This window comes from Nitratiruptor sp. YY08-10, assembly GCF_016629565.1.
In the GTDB taxonomy this organism is placed as follows: domain Bacteria; phylum Campylobacterota; class Campylobacteria; order Campylobacterales; family Nitratiruptoraceae; genus Nitratiruptor.
In genome coordinates this window covers 1,653,864-1,677,604 of record NZ_AP023057.1, presented here as the reverse complement: position 1 = coordinate 1,677,604, position 23,741 = coordinate 1,653,864, and the positions used below count along the sequence as shown (strand labels likewise).

Annotated in this window: 23 protein-coding genes; 10 read left to right on the top strand and 13 right to left on the bottom strand. The window is 37.6% G+C overall.

Features of this window, described 5'->3' with window-relative positions:
• The first annotated feature begins 165 nt into the window (after nt 1-165).
• The 5 genes from JG735_RS08945 to JG735_RS08925 all read left to right on the top strand — a co-directional run bounded on the left by JG735_RS08945 (nt 166) and on the right by JG735_RS08925 (nt 3,838).
• On the top strand, nt 166-1,887 hold the full coding sequence (locus JG735_RS08945; protein WP_201334725.1) for an FIST N-terminal domain-containing protein: 1,722 nt from the start codon (nt 166-168) through the stop codon (nt 1,885-1,887).
• A 74-nt stretch (nt 1,888-1,961) separates the two neighbouring features.
• Nucleotides 1,962-2,567, top strand: coding sequence for a TetR/AcrR family transcriptional regulator (locus JG735_RS08940; protein WP_201334724.1), 606 nt, complete (start codon nt 1,962-1,964; stop codon nt 2,565-2,567).
• Nucleotides 2,568-3,104 (top strand): carboxymuconolactone decarboxylase family protein, encoded by a 537-nt coding sequence (locus JG735_RS08935; protein WP_201334723.1) that lies wholly within the window; start codon nt 2,568-2,570, stop codon nt 3,102-3,104.
• Nucleotides 3,105-3,428 carry a hypothetical protein gene (locus JG735_RS08930; protein ID WP_201334722.1) on the top strand — a complete coding sequence of 108 codons (324 nt, stop codon included), beginning with the start codon at nt 3,105-3,107 and terminating at the stop codon, nt 3,426-3,428. It abuts the gene before it with no gap.
• 8 nt (nt 3,429-3,436) lie between these two features.
• Nucleotides 3,437-3,838, top strand: coding sequence for a thioredoxin fold domain-containing protein (locus tag JG735_RS08925; RefSeq protein ID WP_201334721.1), 402 nt, complete (start codon nt 3,437-3,439; stop codon nt 3,836-3,838).
• Here the strand turns inward: JG735_RS08925 and JG735_RS08920 are convergent, their stop codons facing one another.
• On the bottom strand, nt 3,839-4,798 hold the full coding sequence (locus JG735_RS08920) for an NAD(P)-binding domain-containing protein (protein ID WP_201334720.1): 960 nt from the start codon (nt 4,796-4,798) through the stop codon (nt 3,839-3,841).
• Nucleotides 4,799-4,895: 97 nt separating this feature from the next.
• Here JG735_RS08920 and JG735_RS08915 point away from each other — a divergent pair, with 97 nt between their 5' ends.
• Both JG735_RS08915 and JG735_RS08910 read left to right on the top strand, forming a co-directional pair.
• Nucleotides 4,896-5,753, top strand: coding sequence for a hypothetical protein (locus JG735_RS08915; RefSeq protein WP_201334719.1), 858 nt, complete (start codon nt 4,896-4,898; stop codon nt 5,751-5,753).
• Nucleotides 5,750-7,984 carry an EAL domain-containing protein gene (locus JG735_RS08910; protein ID WP_201334718.1) on the top strand — a complete coding sequence of 745 codons (2,235 nt, stop codon included), beginning with the start codon at nt 5,750-5,752 and terminating at the stop codon, nt 7,982-7,984. The genes JG735_RS08915 and JG735_RS08910 overlap by 4 nt, the downstream gene beginning before the upstream one ends.
• Here the strand turns inward: JG735_RS08910 and JG735_RS09875 are convergent.
• From JG735_RS09875 to JG735_RS08850, 12 genes are read right to left on the bottom strand one after another with little or no spacing between them, the layout of a single operon-like run.
• Entirely contained in the window at nt 7,981-8,514 is a 534-nt protein-coding gene (locus JG735_RS09875; RefSeq protein WP_201334717.1) for a mechanosensitive ion channel family protein, read from the bottom strand. The genes JG735_RS08910 and JG735_RS09875 overlap by 4 nt on opposite strands.
• The gene (locus JG735_RS09870; RefSeq protein WP_201334716.1) at nt 8,507-9,787 is read right to left on the bottom strand and encodes a mechanosensitive ion channel family protein; all 1,281 of its coding nucleotides are present in this window, start codon (nt 9,785-9,787) and stop codon (nt 8,507-8,509) included. Before JG735_RS09870 ends, JG735_RS09875 begins: the two co-directional genes overlap by 8 nt.
• Nucleotides 9,784-10,350 (bottom strand): DedA family protein, encoded by a 567-nt coding sequence (locus JG735_RS08895; protein ID WP_201334715.1) that lies wholly within the window; start codon nt 10,348-10,350, stop codon nt 9,784-9,786. The genes JG735_RS09870 and JG735_RS08895 overlap by 4 nt, the downstream gene beginning before the upstream one ends.
• Nucleotides 10,351-11,157, bottom strand: coding sequence for a ferritin-like domain-containing protein (locus JG735_RS08890; RefSeq protein WP_201334714.1), 807 nt, complete (start codon nt 11,155-11,157; stop codon nt 10,351-10,353).
• 11 nt (nt 11,158-11,168) lie between these two features.
• Nucleotides 11,169-12,092: a DUF3187 family protein gene (locus JG735_RS08885; protein WP_201334713.1), complete on the bottom strand. Its 924-nt coding sequence runs from the start codon at nt 12,090-12,092 to the stop codon at nt 11,169-11,171.
• Nucleotides 12,093-13,175, bottom strand: coding sequence for an ABC transporter permease (locus JG735_RS08880; protein WP_201334712.1), 1,083 nt, complete (start codon nt 13,173-13,175; stop codon nt 12,093-12,095).
• On the bottom strand, nt 13,172-14,287 hold the full coding sequence (locus tag JG735_RS08875) for an ABC transporter permease (protein ID WP_201334711.1): 1,116 nt from the start codon (nt 14,285-14,287) through the stop codon (nt 13,172-13,174). Before JG735_RS08875 ends, JG735_RS08880 begins: the two co-directional genes overlap by 4 nt.
• A complete protein-coding gene (locus JG735_RS08870; RefSeq protein ID WP_201334710.1) occupies nt 14,284-15,900 on the bottom strand; it encodes an ATP-binding cassette domain-containing protein in 1,617 nt (538 codons plus the stop codon). Before JG735_RS08870 ends, JG735_RS08875 begins: the two co-directional genes overlap by 4 nt.
• A complete protein-coding gene (locus JG735_RS08865; RefSeq protein ID WP_236583962.1) occupies nt 15,887-17,074 on the bottom strand; it encodes an MFS transporter in 1,188 nt (395 codons plus the stop codon). The genes JG735_RS08870 and JG735_RS08865 overlap by 14 nt, the downstream gene beginning before the upstream one ends.
• Before the next feature lie 20 nt (nt 17,075-17,094).
• Nucleotides 17,095-18,252, bottom strand: coding sequence for an HlyD family secretion protein (locus JG735_RS08860; protein ID WP_201334709.1), 1,158 nt, complete (start codon nt 18,250-18,252; stop codon nt 17,095-17,097).
• A complete protein-coding gene (locus tag JG735_RS08855; RefSeq protein ID WP_201334708.1) occupies nt 18,249-19,109 on the bottom strand; it encodes a patatin-like phospholipase family protein in 861 nt (286 codons plus the stop codon). Before JG735_RS08855 ends, JG735_RS08860 begins: the two co-directional genes overlap by 4 nt.
• Nucleotides 19,106-19,690 carry a TetR/AcrR family transcriptional regulator gene (locus JG735_RS08850; RefSeq protein WP_201334707.1) on the bottom strand — a complete coding sequence of 195 codons (585 nt, stop codon included), beginning with the start codon at nt 19,688-19,690 and terminating at the stop codon, nt 19,106-19,108. Before JG735_RS08850 ends, JG735_RS08855 begins: the two co-directional genes overlap by 4 nt.
• Nucleotides 19,691-19,781: 91 nt before the next feature.
• Here JG735_RS08850 and JG735_RS08845 point away from each other — a divergent pair, with 91 nt between their 5' ends.
• From JG735_RS08845 to JG735_RS08835, 3 genes are read left to right on the top strand one after another with little or no spacing between them, the layout of a single operon-like run.
• Complete coding sequence (locus tag JG735_RS08845) at nt 19,782-20,897, top strand: HlyD family secretion protein (protein WP_201334706.1); 1,116 nt, start codon at nt 19,782-19,784, stop codon at nt 20,895-20,897.
• A gap of 1 nt (nt 20,898) precedes the next feature.
• Nucleotides 20,899-22,455, top strand: coding sequence for a DHA2 family efflux MFS transporter permease subunit (locus JG735_RS08840; RefSeq protein WP_201334705.1), 1,557 nt, complete (start codon nt 20,899-20,901; stop codon nt 22,453-22,455).
• Nucleotides 22,452-23,741 (top strand): TolC family protein, encoded by a 1,290-nt coding sequence (locus JG735_RS08835; RefSeq protein ID WP_201334704.1) that lies wholly within the window; start codon nt 22,452-22,454, stop codon nt 23,739-23,741. The genes JG735_RS08840 and JG735_RS08835 overlap by 4 nt, the downstream gene beginning before the upstream one ends.

Sequence of the window (23,741 nt, the reverse complement as noted above, 5' to 3'; positions counted from 1 at the left end):
GCTATATTGGCCTTCTTGAATAAATTTCATAACAGTTTCACACAATTATAACTATAAATTTTTAATGAATTTTGAGTTGATAAAAATTATTTATTGATAATTCAGTTTTTTCAAAGAATCCTCTCTTTATAATTGGTGTAGGAATTGCCATAATGGGGAGCGCCGATGAAGTCTTTCAATACTGTTTTTCACGATGAAAAACAGTTGCGATCATTTATCAAAGAAAAAGGAATCAAAAACAGCAATCGGCTTTTGGTACAAGTCTATTCAGGTATCGTACACAAAGTGTTTATGCAAAATCTCCTTGATCTTCTTGTTTCGCTTTTACCTGATGCAACGATCGTGGGTTCTACCACTGCAGGAGAAATAGTCGATTCAAAGATTTATGAGAAGAATGTGGCACTCTCTTTTACCAATATGGAACATACGTTTATAAAATCGGACATTGTGACATATGACCAATTCTCCTCAGATAATCCCCATTATGAAGGTGGTATGTACTTCAAAAAGCGCTTAGTCACTTCTGATACAAAATTCATTTTGCTTTTGGCCGACGGGATGAGAACCAATGGAGAAGAGCTGGTAAAAGGTTTTGGAAATGAGACAAAGGTCGTGATAGGTGGTGGACTGGCTGGGGATTACGGTCAGCTTCAAAATACTTATGTGTTTTGTAAAAACAGAGTGATAGAAAACGGTGCGGTAGCAGTAGCCTTCGATTCGAAGGAGCTTCAGGTATTCAACTACTATACGACTGGATGGAAACCGATAGGTCGTAGTTTCGTTGTAACAAAATCGACAGGAAATATTGTATACGAGCTTGATGGAGAACCGATTTATGAAATTTATGAGCGATATCTTGGAAAGGAGATAGCAAAGAATCTTCCGGACAGCGCCATTGAATTTCCTTTGATGGTAGAAAAGGACGGGAAATATATTGCAAGAGCTGCCCTTGCAATGAATGAAGATGGAACACTTGTTTTTGCAGGGAATGTCCCGGAAGGCTCTTGTGTTCGGTTTGGATTTGGAAATACACTGTTGATTTTGGATACTGCCGGAAAACTGTTCCATAATGAGATGTTCCAAAAACGGTTCGAATCTCTTTTTATATTTTCGTGTGTTGCAAGGAAACGTTATTTGGGTGATCTAGTCCATGAAGAAATCATACCTTTTAAAAGAGTATCGCCAAATATTGGATTTTTTACGTACGGAGAGTTCGTCACTATGAAGGATGGGCATGAACTGCTCAATGAAAGCCTCACTTTAATCGCTGCTTCGGAACGGGAAGAAAGTATACAAGATCTTGACTTGTACAATAAAGAGTATGTCGATGACAATAGTACTATTCGAGCTATCAATGCATTGATCAATCTTGTAGAGAAAACAACCCAGGAGTTGGAACGAGAAAAGAGTGAGTTGCAAAGTGAAGTGCAAAAAGATGGTTTGACAGGACTCTTGAATAAAAAAAGTCTTTTAAATCTACTGCAAACACACCTCAATAAGAAAAATATTTCTCTTTTGCTGATTGATATTGATAATTTTAAAAAAATCAATGATACAAAAGGGCATCTTTTTGGAGATGAAGTTTTAAAAGCTTTTGCGCAGATCCTCATAAAAAATTCAAGAAAATCCGATATTGTCGGTCGATTTGGTGGAGAAGAATTTGTTGTTGTCTATTTTGATCTGGATGAAGAGATGGCAAAGGAAAAAGCAGAACGTATCCGCTTCGAATTTGAGGCATTGAGTCAACGTTTCGGATATCCATTGAGCGTGAGTATAGGCATGACAAACAAAAGAGACGGCGATACACTTCCTACTTTATTGGAACGAGCGGATGAAGCCCTCTACTTCTCGAAAAGAAACGGTAAAAACAGAGTAAGCTATCTATAATTTTTTCTTCTATTTGACAAAGCATATCAATTTGTTCTACAATGTGATTAGAGTAATTACTCTAAAGGTGGGGTTTGGAAACAAAAGAGAAAATTTTATCAGTGGCACTGGAGCTTTTCAATCGGTTCGGAACAAAAGATGTGACGACAAATCATATTGCCAAAGCGGCTGGTATCAGTCCGGGAAATCTTTATTATCATTTCCGAAATAAAGAGGAGATTATCCGTCTTTTGTATCAGAAGATGCGAGAGGAGGTGGGATTTGAGAATCAAGCTTTGCCTGAGACTCTATGTGAAATGATGGAGTATTGCGAATATGTCGCAGCTATTTGGTGGCGATACCGCTTTTTAAAAAAGGAGTTGGTTATTTTGATGCAAAAAGATCCTCTTTTGCAACAGGAGGTGGAGCACGATACAAAAGTGCAGTATGAAAAGCTTGTCCATCTTATAGATCATCTTATCAAAAAAGAGTGTATGGTTACACTGACAGAAGAGATGAAACGACATATAGCGAATACGGTTGCGCTATACAGCAACTTTTGGATCCTTTTTTTACAGATATTTGGAGACAAGATTTCTCAAACAATGGCTTTAGAGGTTTCCAAGGAGGTTTCCAAAGCTTTAATGCCCTATCTTACTGAAAAAGCTGTACAAGCATTAAAAAAATGTAAAGGAGTGTAGATGGCGCATATAAACTTGCCGGAATTTGAACAGATGAGTCCTGCAATTCAAGAAAAAGCTCGTCCTATTTTGGAAAAAACCGGAAAACTTGGAGAGATTTTCAAACTTTTGGCAATAGATGAGAATATCTACAATGCAACGGATATGATGGTGCAAAACTATCTTTTAAAACAGACACATCTTCCCTATTTTATCAAAGAGGCTATCGCACTTTTGATATCGAAAGAAAACAGCTGCAAGATGTGTGTGGATGTACATAAAAATATTGCCAGAATGCTGGGTCTTGATGAAAAAGAGATTGAATCGATTTTACAAGGAGTTGATGCAATAGAAGCGGAAGAGAGGACAAAAGAGCTGCTTCGATTTTGTATTCGAGCAAGCAAAAAAGACAACTACAAAATCACAAAAGAAGATATTGAGTATCTTAAAAGTCTTGGTTGGAGTGATAAGGAGATTTTGGAAGCCGTAGCGATTACAGGCTATTTTAACTATATCAATACTTTGTCCAATGTATTTGGCCTGGGAGAGGAGGCTTAGATGATACGTTTTATGGTGTTTTTTGTACCAATTTTTGTTTTTGGATATGGTGCAAAAGGGTTGAATGCCTACAAAAAATTGTGTGTTCATTGTCATGGACCGGCTTTTAAAGGTGCAGCTATGCTCTATAGTGACGAATGGACACAGATGTTTGCAGAGAATGCAAAGAGACTTCGCAAGGTGCATAAAGATAATCCAAAAGCGATGAAGTATATCGATTCGAACTATTTTATAAGGCGCGCGAAATATCTGAAGCGTTTTTTAAAAAACAATGCCAGAGATATGGGTGTTGTGCGTAGCTGTGATGGTCTGAATTGCGGATAGGAATGGTGATGAGAGTTTTTGTAAGTTTAGTGGTGCCTTTGATGCTGTTTGCCGGGATTCTTTGGCAAAAAGATTTCAAAACGGCACAAAAAGTAGCAAAAAAAAGAGATCTTCCCATTATGGTCTTTTATGAGAGCCACAACTGCTCCTGGTGCAAGAAGATGCTCGAAACTACTTTTGAAGATCCCTCGATTATACACCGAATGCGAAATATCGTAGCGGTCAGAGTTTTTAAAGAGGAGAAAAATTTTCCTTCGTGGATACGTTCAAGATATACTCCTACGATCTTTTTCCTCACGCCAGATGGCAAAGAGATCATCAGACCGATTCTTGGCTATCAAAACAGTGAGTATTTTCACTCCTATCTTGATGATGTGCAAAGAAGGAAAAAGCGGTTTATGGGAGAGTGATCACTCTCCTAATCGCTCTTTGATATGTTTGGCTATATGGTAGCCGTGATTGAGTGCGATGGCGATGGACCCTCCTGTTGGTGTGACAATATCCCCGGCTGCAAAGAGTCCCGGCGTTTTAGTCTCATAGTTTTCATCCACTTCGACTCTATTGTCTACCACTTCAATTCCACATTTTTTCAAAAATTCCGTTGGTGTCGTGCCACCTATGGCATAGATGATACGATCATACACTTCACTGGATCCATCGGTAAAATTGACCTTTGGTTTGCCGTGTTCGCTCTCAAGGGCTGTTATATCAACACCAAGTTTGAGTTTCAATTTGCCTTTGTTCGCATATTCAGTGATGATTCGCTCATTTTCGGGATTGAGTCTTGTGAACTTTTCTCGTCGGTAATTGAGGGTGACATCATTCGTATCGGCTAAAAAATAGGCATATTCTGCTGCAGAGTTTCCACCGCCAACCACTAAAATCTTCTCACCCTTTTGGCATTTATCCAGATTGAAGTTGATGAACTGTCGGATACTTGGTGGGATTTTGTAGGATGGTTTGTTTGGTTTACCCATTTTTCCGATGGCAATAACCACATTCTTTGCTTGAAATGTATCGTTGTTTGTAGTCGATATAATGAATATATCTTCCTTTTTTTCCACTTTTTCTACTTCGGTATTGAATTGTGTCTCGATTTTGTGTTTATCAAGAAGTTTATCAAAAAGATCAAGAGTGGTCTCTTTGGTCCCATCCATAAAGATAATTCGTCCTTCGCACTCCACCTTTTGCCCCATCCAGTCTTTGTCCACTCTTTTGTTGTCTTTATAGAATGTTCTAATGGTGGCTGAGTGGTTTTCGGCCTTTTCGATCAATAAAATATTTTTGATACCAAAGATAAAACTCTCTATTGCTGTTCCAATACCTGCCGGACCAGCTCCTATAATTGCGATATTGTAGATCTTTTTCATATATTACCTTTACAAATTCAAACATTTTACTATCTATTGTAATGTTTCGTTGTTAAAATATAAGTAAAATTGAAAAAGTTTTTGATAAAATTTAATTATGAGATACGTAAGTATTATATTTATAGTTCTTTTTTTCGGTTTTATGGGCGGATGTACGACAAAACCGGAAAAAGAAACTGTTATTTCAGCAAATAGTTGGATCGGTTATCTACCTATTGCTTATGCATATGAAGAGGGCTGGCTGGAACCGATGAACATTCGTCTTAAGTGGACGAATTCTTTAAGCGAGAGTGTGGTTTTGTGTAAAAGTAATCTTTGTGATGGTTTTTTTGCTACACAGTTTGAGTTACTTTCCCAAAAAGAGTTGAAAAATATGTATAAACCCTGTTTTTTTGTAGATATCTCATACGGTGCAGACAAGATACTTTCAAATGTACCGTTACAGCAGTTGTACAAGCTTCATGATATTGATGCATATCTTGAAGTATCCAGTGTGAATCAGGCTCTTCTGGAAGCTTTCGTGAGAGAGCATAACCTCACTTTACATCTTGAACTGATAGATGGTGTGCAAGATGGTTTTATAAAGGAGAAGTTTAATCGTCCTTCACTGGTAGTTACTTATGAACCGTATGCAACTATTTTAAAAAAAAAGGGATTTATAGAGGTTGCTTCATCAAAAACTTTACACACTGTAAAAATAATTGATCTCTTTTTTTCCAATCTTGATAAAAAATATACTGAGTTTATTTTCCGACAATTTGAAAGGGCAGTTTCTGTTTTGAAAAAAAATCCAAGAAAATTTTATAAAGTTGTTAAACCATATATGGATGATGGTGTTACGTATCAGGATTTTTTGGCTTCTCTTAAAGAGGTTAAATGGATTTTGCATCCATCACGAGAACTGGTTGAATATATTCAGCGCCAAGGTTTTGATACAAAGAGTTTACTGTTATGAAAAAACTACGTTTTAAGCATTTTGCACTTCTTATCTTGATTGGAGGCTTTTTTCTTACTGCTTCTTCCATAGTGATTTATGCAAATACAATTCAAAAATCTCTTTATAAACATTATTACAATGATATAAAAGATAAATTGCTGGAAATTAAAATCTTTTTAGAAGATCCTTTGATGGATAGAGCAAAAATTTCTACCTATTTGGATCGCATTAAAAACAGTTCACAGCATATCGAAGCGATTTATATACTTGATTTAAATGGTCATATTGTGTTTAAGAGTAGCGGTAATACACAGAAATTTTTGTCTTTACAATCAGTTCCATTGGATCAAATGCATGTCAACATTTTTCAAAATAGCCAGTGGGTGAAGGTAGAAATGCCATTAACGATGTTTGACGAAAAAAAGCAACAAAATCAAAATATGAAATTATTTGTTGTTTTTCGAACAGATTTTGTAAAACAAGTTGTTGTCCAAGCTATGCAAAAACAGCTTTTTGTATTGATAGGTCTTATTTTAATGGTTTTTTTAATTTTGGGGTTTGGATTTTACTATTTTTATACAAAAGTTTTGCAGTTATATTTGTGGACGAAACAACCTGAGAAGATAGACAATTTGCATTTTGTCGAGCTTAATGAAATTGAACATACTATCTATGAAAAAATTGAAAAAATCAAAAGTCTGAATAAAAAAATTCAAGAGGCATATCAAAAAGAGAAGTATTTACGAACATTAATGGAGTTGGTTTCAAAGATAAATGAGACAATGGTCCGGGAAGAAAATTTTGAAATGTTTTTGCAAGAGTGTATTCAATATTTTAAAGAGTACATCTATTTTCAAAAGGTTTATATAGTCATTGGACAATATGGCATTGGAGATAGGAATATTGATGTGACAAAAGCGTTATGTGTCCAATTGTCTGCTTTTCAAGAAGTATATGGAAATTTGTATATTGAAAAAGATGGTTCTTTTTTGCAAGAAGAGGTACAAATTTTAGAAGAATTGGGTGGTGATATTGCCTTTGCGTATCACGCCTTTTTGCAAAGGCAGGAGAAAGAGAGTATCCTCCTCTTCGATAGAATTACCAATTTACCCAATCTTAGTTATTTTTTTCTTTATAAAAGCAAGTTTACATATCAGAATTTCATCTATATAGATATATATCATTTTAGGCTATTCAATGAACTTTTTGGTATAGAATTTGGCGATAAACTCTTAAAAAAGTTTTCTGAAGAGTTGAAGCGGTTTAATGTACCTATTTTTCATGCTGTGACAGATCAATTTTTTACGCTTTTTAATGGTTCATTAGAAGAAGCAAAAGAGTTTAGTACAAATTTAGTCGAGTATTTTGATGCTATCAGTCTAAATGTGGATGGGGTAGATATAGATATCCATATTCACTGTGCCATTATTGATGCAAATGTTGAAAATGCATTGCAAAAGGCCTATTTTGCTGTCAAAATAGCAACACTCAACAATCCCGTGGCGATATATGATCCGAATCAAATAGAAAAACAGCACGAAAATTTCAAACAAAAATATATTACATTGAAACAATTGATTAAAAATAAAAAGGTTCGTGCATTTAAGCAATATGTCATAGATAACAAAACGCAGCAAAGAGTCTATTGTGAAATATTGGCACGAATAGATAATGATGGGACCATAATAACACCATATTATTTCATGGATATTGCAAAAACGAGCGGTCTTTATTTTGAACTAGTAAAACAGATGTATGAATACATATTTTCCTATTTACAACACAATAAAACAAATATCTCCATCAATATCTCTTTTCAAGATATAGAAAATGAGAAAATTCGGATATATCTATTGAAACATCTAAAAAAATATGGCGAATATATTACGATCGAAATATTAGAAACGGAATATATCGAAACTGAGAGTATCATAAAAAGTTTTCTTCAAGAAGCGAAACGATATGGAGTGAAAATTGCGATTGATGATTTTGGAAGCGGGTATGCAAATTTCGATTATGTTTTGAAGTTGGGCGCTGATTATATTAAAATTGATGGAAGTTTGATCAAGAATCTTTCAAATGAAGTGAACTATACTATTGTAAAGCATATCGTCAGTCTTGCAAAAGATTTAGGGATTAAGACAGTTGCAGAGTTTGTTGAGAATGAGGAAATTTTTGAGCTTGTAAAAGAATTGGGAATAGATTATTCTCAAGGATACTATTTTCATAAACCAGATCCTCTTGTTTAGTTTGCTTTACGGGTTGTTACAGGAATGGTTGCATCAATTGATTTTATATGCAAGTCACGTTGTGGAAAAGGGATTTCGATACCATGTCTGTTGAGCGTTTCATAGATAAGGATCAAAAATCGTGAGGTCGTCCGTCTTGGATAGAGAGCCTCTTTCCCCTTGATCCAGACAAGGAGCTCAAAATTGACGCTACTGTCGCCCATACTTGTCATAATCACTCTTGTTTTCCTTTTGGAATCTTCGTAAATATCTCCAAATCCACTGTTTTTGACCGCATCTTTGATCACTTGAATCACCTTTTTGGCATCCGTTCCATAAGCGACTCCAAAAGGGATACGAAATCGGCGAATATCATCGTTCATCGTCCAGTTAATGACTCTGTTTTGGATGAGGTCCTGGTTCGGAACGATTACATCGATATTGTCATTTGTCGTTATTGTGGTCGAGCGCATACGGATATCGGAAATTCTTCCCCGAAGATTCTCATCTATTTCTACAAAATCGCCAATTTTGATGCTTCTTTCAAACATCAAAAATAAGTCCGGAGACAAAATTGGATACGATATTTTGCAATCCAAAACCGATACCCACCGAAAGGGCTCCGGCAATTAAAGCGATGGAGGAAAGATCGATGCCTAATACATTGAGTGTAATAACAAAGGCGACAATGACTATTGTATAGTAACCGATATTGCTCAGGAGTGTTTTGGTAGATGGTGTGATAGAATGAGAGTTTTGTGCCAGTTTTTGAATACTTTTTTTATACAAAACACCAAGGAGATACCCAAAAATGAGGATAAGCAGAGTGATAAAAAGCTTCAAAGTGCTTATAGGCGTCTGATTGATCATAAAAAGGGGGCTGTTGAGTTTATCCCATAGAAGGTTAGCCGCCTCTTTGATATGTTGAAGAGTGGCTCCTTTGATGGTTTCACCTTTTCCCAAGATTTGTACATTAAGTTTTGTCAAAAGAGTTTTTAGGCGCTTTACTGTGTGAGGGTCATTGAGAATTTTCGCGAGATCGAGAATTTTTTTCTGCAAGTTAAAAACGGTTTTGGTCTCTTTTTTTTGTAGGGCGATTGTGTAGAGGTCAAAAAGGGTGATTAATTTTTTTTCCAAAAGCTTTCTTTTCTCTTTTTGCAAAAGCGCCAGGGACTGTTCTATATTTTTAACTCTATCTTTTCTGCCAAGAAGTTCCAGACGTTCTTTTTCTACCTCTTTTGCCTCAATCTTTTTCTGAACGGAATCTAAATCCTGCTCTATTTGAGAAACTCTTTTTTGCAGTTTGTTTTGATCAAAAGAGATTGTTTGTATGCTACGAAGAAGAAGAGGAGTAATCTGTTTTCCAAAAATTGTTTCTCTTTTGTTGAGTTCTTCTTTTAAAGTACGAAGCGCTTTTGTATAAAATGTATATTGCAGTTGTAGTGTAAAAAGTTTTGAGTTATTGTTTTCACCCAAAATTTCCTCTTTTAAAGTTTGCTGTTTTTGCTGAAGATGCTGCAATGTGCTCTTTTTTTCAAAAGATTCATTGATAAACTGTATTGTTTTTTGCACCAGTTGCTCAAAATCTTCTTGATTTTGCACTCGTATATCGAAAGAGGGTGGTTTTGGAGGATATTTGGTTATATTGATAATCTTGTATAAAAGAGCTTTTTGTAAAGCTGTTTCGTCATTATGAATTTGCGATTTTTTCAGTGTAGCCAAGAGTGACTCATATGTTTTGGCATCGGCATGAACCAAAGTGCTATTGATATCGGCTCCAAAAAGAAACAGCGTCATCATGCATAGGAGAATCAGCTGTTTCATGTTTCGCCTTTTTGGGTACGGAGAATAAAAAGGAAAAGAAGAATAAAAAAGAGAACGACCAGTATATTTTTCTGGATAAGCAAAATGATATTAATGGCGCTTTGCCCAAAAAAATAGCCGATAGATACAAAAGTAAAAGCCCATAAAATAATGCCTATAATATCAAAGAAAATAAATTTCAAGAAGGGATAGCCACTCATGCCAAAGGATAAAAGAACGGGGATATGGGTGCCATAGATAAATCTTTCAAAAACAATAACTGCCGCTCCCCAATTTTTGATCCAACGATCCACCATCTTTTTTTTATTAGGATGGGCATTCAGATAACTAAGGGCTTTTTTTTCAAAGAGCCTGCCGAAACTAAAGGTAAAGAGGTCTCCAAGAAATGCTCCGCAGATGGCTACAAGAACTACTTTTTCGTAGGAAAACAGTTGATGCATCGAAGCTAGCCAGCCTGCTAGCATAAGTCCTATCTCGCCTTCCAGAATACTCCAGATAAAAAGTGCCAAGTATCCATGTGCAAGCAGAAGATGGGCGGGATAGGCAAAAAGGTGCAAAAGCATCTAAATTCCTAAAATTTTCAAAGCTCCTCTGACCATAGGAACGGTCACCTTTTCGACGGTTTTATTGAGATTGAGCGGTTGCAAAAGCATTTTTATCGCCATATTGTATGGATAGTACTTTTTGGCAAATTTGGCCACATTTTTTTTATGCTGCTCATAGATTTCATCACGAAATGGTGTATCGTGCGTACTTTCATAGATTGCTTTGAACGCGATTCTTCCATCTTCTCCATCGACCATTTTGAGTCTGTCGTATTCGACTTTGATGACCTCGTCACGGCCTAGTTTTTCTGTTTTATTGTACTCTTTGTATGTATCATAGAAAACATCATAGTGATAGACCTCATCTTTGGAAATATTGTGAGCAATTTCTCCCAAAACCGGTGCGTCAAGATCTTTGGAAAATCTTTCAATCGCTTTATAAAAGGTGCTTGTCCCTGTTTCTACCACCATTCTTGCCAGCATCTCTTTTGCTTTTGTGGGTTGAAACTCATCTAAGGTACATAGCGGCAGATATTCATTCTTAAACCGCTCATATGCAGCGTCCCAGTCAAAGTCGGGCCAGGCAGATTGAACATATTTTCGCAATGCACGTCCATGTTGCAGCTCTTCTGGCTCCCACACATTCTCAAGCCAATCGACAACTTTCTTGTTGTCTGCATAAAAGATGGCAAGATTTTTTTCGTACACATCCGAAGTGATTTCGATGAAAGAGGCACTAGTGATGAGAAAAAAGAGAAAGTCATATTCTCGTACTTCTTTGGAATTTACCTTGGAATAGTCTATATCTTCATAATGCCATCGCATTGTTAATCCTTTTATAATGAGATATTGATCCCTATTGTGATATCGGGTGCTCCTCGAAACGGAGCAAGATTTTCGTTAAGAAAAATGATCGTTTGTTTACCAAACCAGTGGGTAGCGAGTCCTAAAGTGACGATATTGGAGCAGCTGTCGATACTTGCATATGGTGAATCGTAGGCACTTGAAAGAAAACGATATCCAAGCAAAACTTTTCCAAATGAAACGGGTTTTTGCCATTGTGCATACAGTGTATAGAGATACTTTTTGCTCTTGGCGATATTTCCTTGTGTGTATTTTCCTATTTTTGCTGCTTGGATATTGAGAAGTAGTGATGATTTTGTAAATTTTTTATATCCCAACCAGCCTATCATCGTATCTGTTTTGCCGGAGCCGAAACCGCTGTTCTTTTTGGCAGTAGGCAACTTGATCCCAAAATGGAGTGCCTGTTGTACGCCCTTAATGGTCCAAGGCAATCGGTGGGTGTATTCAAGCTGGACATTGCCAAATGTTGCGTAAGAAGAGGTTTTATGGATAGAGCCAAAGAAAAAATGGACTTTGTTGTTTCCGTATTGATTGTGTGCAGAGGGCAAAGTGGCGGTGGCTCGATGGAACCAGTTTAAAAATGAGTCCAGAAAACCGCCATTTATAGAATAGGCGGGAAGAATGATACGAAATTGTGCATTGCCATTTGTATTTTTGGAAAATGCAAGTGTCAAAGTGGTTATTTCATAATCGATCAAATAGGCTTTCTCTTCATCATAATCGTTTGTTTCACTAAGGCTCAGTTGGGTATGCCATTTCTCATCTTGCCAAATCTGCGGGTTTTGCGGATAGAAAGAGTAAAAAGCGAGTCTGAAAGGATGCATCGTTGTTGTGAGTAAAGGTTGTGCAGCAAAAAGAGTAATTGATAGCAAAAAAAGAGTAAAAAATTTTTTCACTTAAAACAACCTTCCAATTTTTTTATAACCATACCAAAAAGTTAGTATACCCAAAAGAATAACCCCGGCAAAATAGGGCCAAAGATCTGTAAATGCAGTGCCTCGAAAAAAGATACTCTCGCTTCCTTCTATATAGTAGCGAAGTGGAGAGAGCAGTGAGAGTTTTTGTAAAATCGGATGCATTGCATAAATTGGCGTCCAAGCACCGCTTAAAAAGATTATTGGCATCATGATTAAAATGGCAAGCTGTGCTACTTGCATCGTATCTTTGGCTACGGCTGCAATAAAAAGCCCAATACCGGCACTGCTAAGAATATAAAAAAAGCTTAGCAGTACAAAAGCCCAAAAAGAGCCATTAATAGGTGTATGAAAAGCTCCTAAAATCACAAATCCGACAGATATTAATGTCCCTATAAGGATGATAATCACTTGGGAGAGACTTTTTGCCAAAATAGTGATTTTTGCATCAACTGGCATCAAAAGCATCAAATCCCATGTTCCATCCTCTTTTTCCTTTACAAAGACCATTGCTGTAAGAATCACGCTCAGCAGCGTGATGACTGATAGAAGCTCAGCCAAAGAGATGAACATATGGGTATCGGCATTTTGATTGAAGAGTTTATGGGTTTTGAGTTTTAGCGGTAAAGGCAGTTTTTGAAACTCAAGGATAATATTTTGTAGATAGCTCAGCGTAATGAAACTTTGCGCAGCGGCTGTGGAGTCAAGAAGAACGTTGATCGTGGCTTTTTTGCCTTGCGCATAGTTTACTGCAAATGTTCTGTCAAAAATAATTCCAACCATTATCTCTTTATTAAAAATTGCTTTTTTTAGATGCTCTTCATCCAAAAAAGGTTTTGGCTTTTTAAATTCCGGAGCATGGAAATGAGAAAGAATCTTTTGACTTACTCTTCCGCCGGTATAATCGACATACCCAATCGTTACATTTCTAGGTTTGACCGCAATTCCAGCTCCTGCAATGTACACATCAAGAGTAAAAAAGTAAAGTACAGCAAGTACTAGTAAAGGAGAGCGTAAAAAGGTTACAATCTCTTTGATAAATGTAGCTGCAAGGAAGCGTATCATCGCATCTCCTTTTTTAAAAGAGACAAACCAATGAGAAAATAAAACAGGAAAAATCCCACTAAAATCCCTAAATAGAAAATATTTTTTTGTGAATGAAAGCTCTGACCGATCAAAAAGGTATCGTATACGATATGGTTGTAGTACATTACAGGAAAAAGATGGGCTTCTATGTAAGACTCTGCTTTCATGGACGAAATTGGCATCAAGATTCCAGAGTATAAAAATCCGGGGATCACAGTAACAATGACGGTAAGCACCACTGCAACGATCTGTCTTTTGGTGATGATGGATATTAAAAGCCCAATGGAGAGACTAATAAGCACATAAACTTCACTTGCTATCCAAAAAAGCAAAAAATTTCCTCGAAAGGGTACTTCAAAAATATAAAGCGCCAAAAGAAAAAGCAAAAAGATGGTGATGGAGTGCAAAAGAAAGACAGGTATCAATTTTGCTGCCAAAAATTCAGATTTTGAAAGAGGTGAAGCGTAGAAATTGAAAATCGTTCCTTTTTCCTTTTCCTTGACAATCAAAAGCGTTGAAAGCAGTGCCGGAGCAACAAGCAAAACAAGTCCTATGAGTCCTGGGACTATTGCATCCTCATCTCGCATAGCCTGATTAAAAAGTGTTCTTTGGTTGATTAAAATTTTTAGGTTTAATCCCCTTTTTGCGCCAAAATCTTGAGCTGCTTGTAAAATCGTGCCTTCTATGTAGCTTTGAATAGTGAGTGCTCGCATAGGAAAGGAACCGTCTATGAAGATACCAATTTCACTTTTTTGCCCGTGTAAAAGGCGCTTTTCAAAGGAGCTTGGAATAATGATGATGGCATCGATTTTTGCTTGTTTCATAAGGCGCAGAGCTTTTTGTTCGCTTATATGAGAGATAGTTGGAGTAAAATATTTTGAGTGTTCAAACTTGCTTATAAGATGAATTGAGAGTTTGCTTGTATCATTGTCAAGTAAAAGTACTCTTGCATGGGTTACTTCAAGCCGTATTCCATAGCCAAAAAGAAGTAAAATCATTGTTGGGACCAGATACACTAGATAGATGAGCTTTGATCGCGCAAGTTCGGTAAACTCTTTGCGCATATAGGCTAAAATGACTCTTGCTTTCATTGGTTTGTCCTGTAATAGTAAAGAAAAATATCTTTAAAACTTTTTGCATCAGGGTGTTTTGCATGCAGGTTTTGAACGGTCTCATCGACAATCTTTTTCCCCCGTTTTAAAAGCACAACTCTATCGCAAAATTCAGCTTCACTCATGTAGTGGGTGGTTATCAAGATAGAGATTCCCCATTTTCGTTTCAATAGTTTCAAAAGCTCCCAAAACTGAGCCCTGGCAATCGCATCCACTCCGCTTGTCGGTTCGTCCAAAAAGAGAACCACCGGCTCATGGAGCAGTGCTGCTGCTACAGAGAAGCGCTGGTTCACTCCAAGTGGAAGTGAATTTGGAAAATCATCTAAAAACTCCTCAAATCCAAGCTCTTTTGCATATTTATTGATCTTTTTAAGAGCTTTCAGGGGAGGAAGTTTATGCATATTGGCAAAATAGATGAGGTTTTCTCGCACCGTCATATCTTTATACAGAGCAAATCTTTGAGAGACATAGCCGATTTTCGATTTCAGCTCTTGCCTGTCTTTACCACTTTTTATCGGTTTGCCAAGCAAAATCAACTCCCCCTCATCGATTGGATAGAGTCCCAAAAGCATTTTGATAAAAGTGGTTTTTCCGGCTCCATTGGCTCCCAAAAGTCCTAAAATCTCTCCTCTTTTCAACACCATATCGATATGATCGTCTGCTATAAAGGAGCCAAATCTCTTGGTAAGACCTTTGGCTTCCATCACGATTTGGGGGAGATCGATTTTTTTTGATCGCTCTTCAATTTCGATTTTTGGTGGTATCTTGCCAGCTTTGAGGGCACTGACAAAAAAGATGTCTTCCAGCTTTGCCTCTTTATGAGGAGTGCTCAGCGGTTTAAGGGAGTAGGTTGTACCATGAAGAGTGAAACACTCCTTTTCACACTCTGTCTCTTCATAGACATAATTTTTTATCGAATCTATAAGCTCTTTTGCTTTGCCTCTGGCAATAATTTGCCCCTCTTCAAATAAAAGTACTCTGTCCATACGCTCAGCTTCTTGCATATAGGCAGTACTTACAAGGGCAATTGTACCTTCTTCTTTGCGAATATTATCGAGTATCTCCCAGAGCTCCAGTCGGCTCAGAGGATCGACACCAGTAGTTGGCTCATCAAGCAGTAAAAGCTTTGGTTTATGCAAAAGAGTGCAGATAAGGGAGAGTTTTTGGCGCATTCCGCCACTTAAATTGCCAGCAAGCCGGTCACAAAACTCAGAAAGTCCAGCCATTTCAAGGAGTTTTTGGCGATATTCATAAAACTTTGTATCTTTTTTTAAGGCTCTAATATCTGCAAAAAAATCCAGATGCTCTCCAACACTTAATGTATCATACAAAACCAGTCCCAGGCCTTGAGGCATTAAGCCTATATCCTTTTTCACTGGTTCCGCTTCTTTTGGGGAGTGGTAGGTTGTATCTTCAAAGCGAATTGCTCCTTCAAAGGAGATGACTCCGGCAATCGCATGCATCAATGAGCTTTTTCCGGCACCATCTGCTCCGATAAATCCTACAATCTCTCCTTTGTTGGCTTGAAGACTAGCGTTTTGGATGCCTATGCGATTTTTATAGCGCACCGTTACATTGTTAACTTCTAGCATACATTTTTCCTAAAAAGAGCAAAAAAAGCAGAGTCGTTCCAGCCAAAGAAAAACTGATTGCTGCTTCCATTCCAAAAGAGTGCCAAATTGTTCCACACACATACGCTCCCAATGCGCCAAAAAGTGCCACACCGGCGTAAAAGACTCCATAAACAGAGCCTTTGTTATCACTCTTTGTTGCGATATAGGTTCGAATGGCATTGAGTGTTGAAACGCTAAAGAGTCCCAAAAGAGCATAAGCAAACCAGATAAAAAGAGGATTTTTCATCCATAGCATTATCAAAGCAAGTATGGCGTTTAGGTAACCAAAGCTCATTACCTTTATCGATCCAACTCTGTCTATCCAAATACCCAGTAGATAGCTTGTGAGCGTCTGCGTGCCTGTTGAGACGGCAAAAAGTAAAGGAATAAGCATCACCGCAATTCCTACGCTTTTTGCCTTTATTGCAAAAAAGGCATCACTCCACATAAAAAAGACAAACCAAAAGTAAAAGAGCAAAACCCCCATGACCTTTTTGTCTTTTACAGTAAGAGTAAATCGTTCTTTTTTAGGCTTTTTAGGAATATCTTTGACAAAAAATGCCACTAAAATAAAACCGATGAGCCCCGGAATGATGGTAAAGAGAAAGATGGATCTAAAAATATGTTCATTTTCTCCCAAATTCCAAAGCACAAAAAAGGCAATAAGCGTGCCTGTTAGCTCTCCGGCAATATCCAATGTTTTATGAAAACCAAAGGTCTTTCCGGCAGCTCTTTTTTTGCTGTAACTTGCTATCAACAGATCTTTTGGCGCACTTCTTAGCGCTTTTCCAAGGCGCTCTAGTCCTTTTAGAGCCGCTACACTTTTGTAGGAGTGAGAAAATCCGATAAGAGGTTTGCTTAAGGCAGACAGTGCATATCCGCTCACAACCAAAGGTTTGACGATGCCGTATCGATCCGAGATATAGCCTGAAAGAAGCCGCAGAGCATAAGAGACAAAAGTAGCGACTGCTACGATAATGCCAAGCTTGTCTACTCCCTCATGAAGGATTACTACTACAAAAATTGGTAAAATGGGATTGATCATAGCTGTAGCCATATCAGTAAAAAAACTGACCCAGCCAAGAACCACAACATTTTTGTCTATTTTGTGGACATTGGACCTTGAAGATTGGATATTTGAATTTTTATTCATTTTTTACCAATTCCAAATTCCTAAATCTGCGGTATTTCATCAAGACTCTTTGGCAAACCTTTGCCATCCAAAGAGATCACGCCAATGGCAGGAAGCCCAAGTTTTAACAAAGGATTTGGCTTGATTGGTTTTAGATGTACAGCATAGACCCTTTGGATTCGATCACTTCGTACAGCTACCTCTTTTGGGGTAAATTCCGCTTTTTGCGCAATTCTCACTACCTCAGCCGGAATCGGTTTGTTGGGATAGGCGTCCAAAAAAATCACTGCTTTATCGTGCAGTTTTATTTTGCCATTGGAGATTGTATCCACATAGATTTTTAGATAGAGCGTTTTTGGATCGATAAGGGTGGCTACCGGCATTCCAGCACCCAACACTTCACCGGCATTTGCTATTTTTTCGACTACATATCCATCAAGGGAGCTTTTGATGGTAAGCTCATTTATAACTGCTTCAATCTGCGCCTTTTGCGCCTGCAAAGCAGCGATCGCCTTTTTCAACGCCTCGATTCCATCCTCAATGGCCTGTAGACTCCTTTGCGCCGCTTTTGCATCTTCCACATCCCGTCTGGCAATGGCAATCGCTTCTTGGAGCTGATCCTTTTTGGCCAAAAGTGCTTTTAGGCGGTTTTTATCCGTTTTGTATTTTAAAGTAATCTCTTCAAGTTTATGTTTTTGGAGCAGTTTTTTACGATAGAGATCTTGAATACGAAGGAAATCCCGTCTATCTTGTGCCACCACCTCTTTTTGGGACGAAATGGCGCTTAATAGTTCTTGAAGAACTTTTTGTTTTGCTTCATATGCAGATTTAGCCTTTTGCAGTATATTGGGAATTTTCGTCTTCTCAACGGCAAACTCATTCTCTTTTGCTCTCAGCTCTTTTTGTTTGGCTTCTATCTGCTTTTGGAGTGCTTCTTTTTGTTTTTCATACTCAATGCTGCCTAAAACAGCTACAACATCTCCTTTTTTTATTCTATCACCATCATCAAAAAATATCTTTTGCACTCGTCCCGGATATTTGGTGTTGAGATTGACAAGGTCCCCGTCAAATCTTCCAACTCCTTCAATAAGGTTTGGCGGAAGCTCTTTTGGGTGGAGTTTGATATAGATAAGCGCTGAAGCAATGACAAAAAGAGCCAATGCAAAAAAGCCGATCCAATATTTTTGTACTATTTTCATGCAATATCCTTTAAAACCTCTTTTGCTTTTTTTCGACCTATCTCTATAATCTCATATGCTTTATGAAAATCGAGTGTTCCTCCTATATTCTGTGGAATCTCTATTAAAATATCGGGAGGATATCCGCCTATGCGGTAATTGAGCAGCGTTTTTTGCATTGTCTCTATGGTCATATCCATAATATCGAAAAGATGATACTCTTTTTGTCGATCTGCAAAGAGTGAGCGAGCTTTTTCTATTGCCTCATTTACCAAACCTTCAAGTTCAGACTCTTTTTGCTCGACTTTTTTGGGAACCTTTATTTTTATATCTTTTTCTTCCCCAAGAAGCGATATGGCGATGGTCAAATCAGCCGGTGTAGCCATTGTAGGAGCTACGGGTAGAGGATTGAGGACTCCGCCGTCGACCAACAGCATTTCATCTTGTTCTATGGGAGTAAAAAAGGATGGAATCGAAATAGAAGCTCTGATGGCTTCCAAAAGATCGCCCTTTTGAAACCAGACTTCTCTATTTTTATTCAAATCTGTGGCTACGGCCGTATAAGTGACAGGAAGTTCTTCGATTTTGATATCTCCCAAAATTTGACGAAGCTTTTTCATAACCCTTTCTCCTCCAACAAGCCCTCGCTTGTCAAAGGAAAAATCGAGCAGTTTCATCACTTCAAATGCGCTCAGTCCCAAAACCCACTTTTTATATTCATCCAGTTTCCCAGCAGCCCAAAGACCTCCAATAAGTGCACCCATAGATGCCCCGCTGATAGCTATGATTTCAAAATGCTTTTGTAGTTCTTCGATAGCTCCTATATGGGCATATCCTCTTGCACCTCCGCTTCCAAGTACCAAGGCTATCTTTTTCATTGTTGCACACCCTGTAAAAAAAGTTCTACAACCTGTTTTGGGTCAAGTTCGTCTCCTTGAACAATCCAATATTCCACATAACCATTGGTATAGGAGTTAAACAGATATGCAATTTTTAAAAAATTCTTCTCTTTCAAAGGATGCTTTGTATGGAGTCTTTCAAACCATGAAGCAAGGAGTTTGTGAATAGGTTCTATCAGCATATACTGTTTTTTACCCATTTTCAAAAAGAAGAGAGGATCTCCCATCAAGGGATCTTCTATTGCTCTTCTTTTTTGTCTGAAAACTTCAAATTTAAGATTGACATAGTGTTGGAGACAAAAAAAGGGGTCGTTTATGTTCTTTGTCTGGTTTCGTAGCATCCTATAAAATTTTTGTATCTCGAACTCTATATAGGCTAATAGAAGATCCTCTTTTGAAGCAAAAATCTTATAGAGAGCCCCTACGGATATACCAAGATACTTGGCTATATCTTGCATTTTAAGATTTGCAAATCCCTGTTGCTCAAAAAGATTTGAAACCGCTTCAAGTAGGATCTCTTTTTTTGTCTCTACAATTTTCTGTTTTATGAGCTCTTTCATATGCACCTCTTGTTCCTAGCCATTATAACTCAGCACATCTTAATGAAAAATTATATATCATTTTTGTGAATCTCGTTCACAAAGGGAAGGTATGAGCAAGAAAATTGGCTCAATTATTATCATTTTGCTTGTTATTGTTTTTGGTTGGTTTGGATTTGATTATCTGCATTTTAGAAAAATCAATGCTGTCAGTGATGCAGCGTTTATCAAAAGTGATGAACTTGTGATGCTTGGTTTTAAAGTTGGTGGAAAAGTCATACAAATGAATAAAAATGAGCACGATATAGTTAAAAAAGGTGAACTTTTAGCTGTAATTGATGATAAGGACTTTTTAAAAGCAAAGCAGAAGCTTCAAAATAAAAAGAATGCTTTACAAAAAAAGATAGAGGCGTTGCAACTAAAGAAAAAAAGGCTTCAAAAAAATCTTGTTTTACAAAGCAAGATTGCTACTCAAGAAATTGTAGCTTTGCAAAAAGAGATTGAAGCCAAAAAAGCACAGTTGGCAGCATTTGGTGCAAAGCTAAAAAAGATACAAAAAGATGAAAAGCGCTTTAAAACTCTCCTTCAAAAAAGACTCATTGCAAAAGATCGCTATGAAAGAGTCCAGACGCAAAAAGTAGCGATGCAAAAAGAGCTTCAAGCGATGCAAAAAGGGATAGCTGCTCTTTTAATAAAACGAAAAGAGTTAAAAGAGAGAGCCAAAATAGCAAAAAATCAAGAAAAATCTATTTTTGAGCTAAAAAAAGAGATTGAATCGCTTCAAAAAGAAAAAGATGCTTTAAAAAGTGCAATTGATGAGATAGAGCTAAAAATATCTTACACAAAACTCTATGCTCCTTTTGATGGAGTAGTTGCCAAAAAGTTTTTCGACGCACCAAAGGTGATTAAAAAAGGTAGCCCCGTTTATGCCATAACAAATCCGAAGAAGCTCTACTGTGAAGTGTTGCTCTCAGAAAAAAAGATGCACGGGGTAAAACCGGGAAACAGCGTAAAAATTGAGGTAGATGCAATTCCTGATAGAGTTTACACTGGAGTGGTGGAGTCTATCGCACCGACATCTGCAGCCACTTTTAGCCTCGTACCTCGCGATATAGCAAGCGGAGAATTCACTAAGCTCGACCAGCGCTTCAAAGTGCGCATAAAGTTGGATAATATCGAAGGACTTCGTGCAGGTATGGGCGCCACTGTGGCAATCGAGAGGAGATAGCATGGCAATACCAGCTGAAGATGCCATCTTGGATGAGGGAAAAAAGCCCTGGAATATAACTTCCGCAGAACGCGCCATATACTCTGTTATTGTTATGGCAGGTGCTTTTATGGCAATATTAGATACGACTGTAGTAGATGTCATAGTTCCCAAACTTACCGGTCCTCTTGCTACTGATCTGTATGGTGTGCAATGGATCATCACAAGCTACATGATAGCTGCTGCAATTGGCTTACTTATTACTGAGTGGCTTATCAAAAATTTTGGCTCCAAAAAGATCTTTTTGGCAGGCGTGGCTCTCTTTACAGTTGCTTCCTTTGCTTGCGGTATCTCCAATGCACTTGAAGAGATGATTCTTTTTCGGGTATTGCAAGGAGTTGGCGAAGCCTTTATTATGGTAACAAGCCATATTATGATCTTTAGCTATTTTCCGCCGCATCAAAAGGGCTTGGCGATGGGGATTTTTGCTCTTGGAGTCAGTTTTGCACCATCGTTGGGTCCTACGATTGGTGGGTATTTGACAGAATTTTATAATTGGAGGATGGTCTTTTTTATCAATGTGCCGGTAGGTATTTTGCTCTTCATCTCAGGAGCTATCTTTTTGCCAAAAGAGAAGCTTTTTGAAAAACTAAGATTTAATTTTGTTAGTTTTATTCTGCTGAGCTTTGCTACGGTTTCTTTGCTAATAATGCTTTCAAAAGGGCAGCAGTACGGATGGTTTAGCAGCTCTTTGATAGGTTTGCTTCTTGTATGTACGATTATTGGATTTTTGCTCTATGCATTGAGTGAAATCAATTCAAAATATCAGCTTATCGATTTTTCGCTCTTTAAAAATTTTGACTTTTTTAATGGAATGATGATCTACTTTTTTATTCTTGGCTTTTCGATGTATCAATATTTTTATTTGCTACCTGTTTACTATGAGCGCATCAAAATGCTTCCTACACTAAACGCCGGAATTGCCGTTTTTGCCTTTGCGGTGTTTATCGGGATCTTTTCGCCAATTGCCGGGATTTTGTCCGACAAAATTGGGGCAAAAAAGGCGGTTGCCATTGCGGCATTTTTTTATGTTGTAACTTCCATCATTCTTTTGCCAAAGCTCAACTACTATACGCCAATGCATCAAGCAATGCTTCTAACAATTCCTTTTGGTATAGGAATGGGGCTCTTTTTTGCACCGGTTACGGTTATGGTGCTTCAAAGTGCGCCCCAAAACAAAGGGGAGCTTGCCATAGTGCTCATGGACTATTTTCGTTTTGTAGGCGGAAGCTTTGGCACGGCTTTGGCTACAAACAATATGGAGTATTTTAAAAATATGCACTTTTTGCGGATGAATGAACTGCAAAATTATGAGTATGTTCACAATTTTCTTCACAATATACAAAATCTGCTTGGTATGAGTTGGAATCAAGTCAAAATCATTTTTGGAAATTATGAAGAGTTTATGAGCTTTAACTATGGATTTTACAATACCTTTATGCACGCAGGATACTGGGGTATACTTGGGGTACTTTTTGTGGTGTTGCTGTTTATTAAAATACCAAAGGGGAATAGATGAAAAAAATAGTACTGCTTGCATCCGCTTTGTCTCTTTTTGCGCAAAGCTATTTGCAGATTATAAAAAGTGTTGATAATTCACTTCTTTTAAAACAGGCTCAAAAAATGACACAAGCATCAAAGAATATGGTAGAGGCTGCTAAAGGGAAAGCTTTGCCATCGCTTGATCTGAGTTTGCAAGGAGTCCATCTTAAAGATACCCCCACAATGTATCTGCATATGCCTCTGACTCCCGTAATGGGAGTTCCAATGGGTAAAAAGGAGCAGTGGCAAGGAGAGCTGAGGCTTACATATCCACTCTTTAGCGGTTTTGCTATTACCGCTTCAATCGATAAAGCAAAACTGGAGTATGAAAAAGCAAAACTGAAAAAAAAGGATCTAAAAAGAAATCTTTACATGCAAACGACGATACTTTATAGCTCTATTTTTGCTCTAAATCAAAAACAAAAAGCACTTCAAAAGGCAAAGGAGGCAATAGAGCTTGCCTACAAAAAGGCAAAAGGCTTTTATGATAATGGTCTGTTAGCTCCTAGTGAATTGTACAATCTTGAAGCTAAAAAGTATGAGATAGAGGCTGCATTAACAGAAGTAAAAAGCCAAGTAGATACTCTTTTCAATAAGCTTTCTTATCTTCTAGATACGAAAATAACTTCTATTGATGGTGTTGTAGCGTTTCCTGAGCCAAACGAAGAGACAATATTACAGACTGCATTGCACCAAAGAGAGGATCTGTTGGCGTTACAAAAATCACTGCACATCGATGAAAAAGATATCGTTTTGGCAAAAAGCAGATTTTATCCAAATGTTGCTTTGATAGCGGCACTCAAAAAACATGGAGACAGCCTTGCTCTTAATGGTGATGGCTATACCAACGCAGATCAAAGTTATGCGGGAGTAGCTTTGCAGTGGAATCTTTTTGCTGGAGGAAGTGATAAAAATAGCGTTGAAGTAGCAAAAATAAAAAAAGCAGCTACTGCTTTGCAAATAGTCCAGTATCAAAAACAGATCATAACAAATGTTAAAAATGCTTTTGTCAAACTCAAGGCTTTAAAAAAGAAGCTTAGAAGCGCTCAAGCAAGAGTCAAAGCTCAAGAAGAGTATTACAGACTCACGCAAGGACGATTTGACAATCAGCTTGCCAGTGCGGATGAGCTTGGTCGCTCTATCGCAGATTTATCGGCAGCCCGGGCACAAAAAGAGGCTATAAAAGCAAAAATTTTTGATCAAAAAGTCTATATCTATCTACTTGGGGGAGTTAAAAAATTTGAAAGTTTTGTAATGAAATAG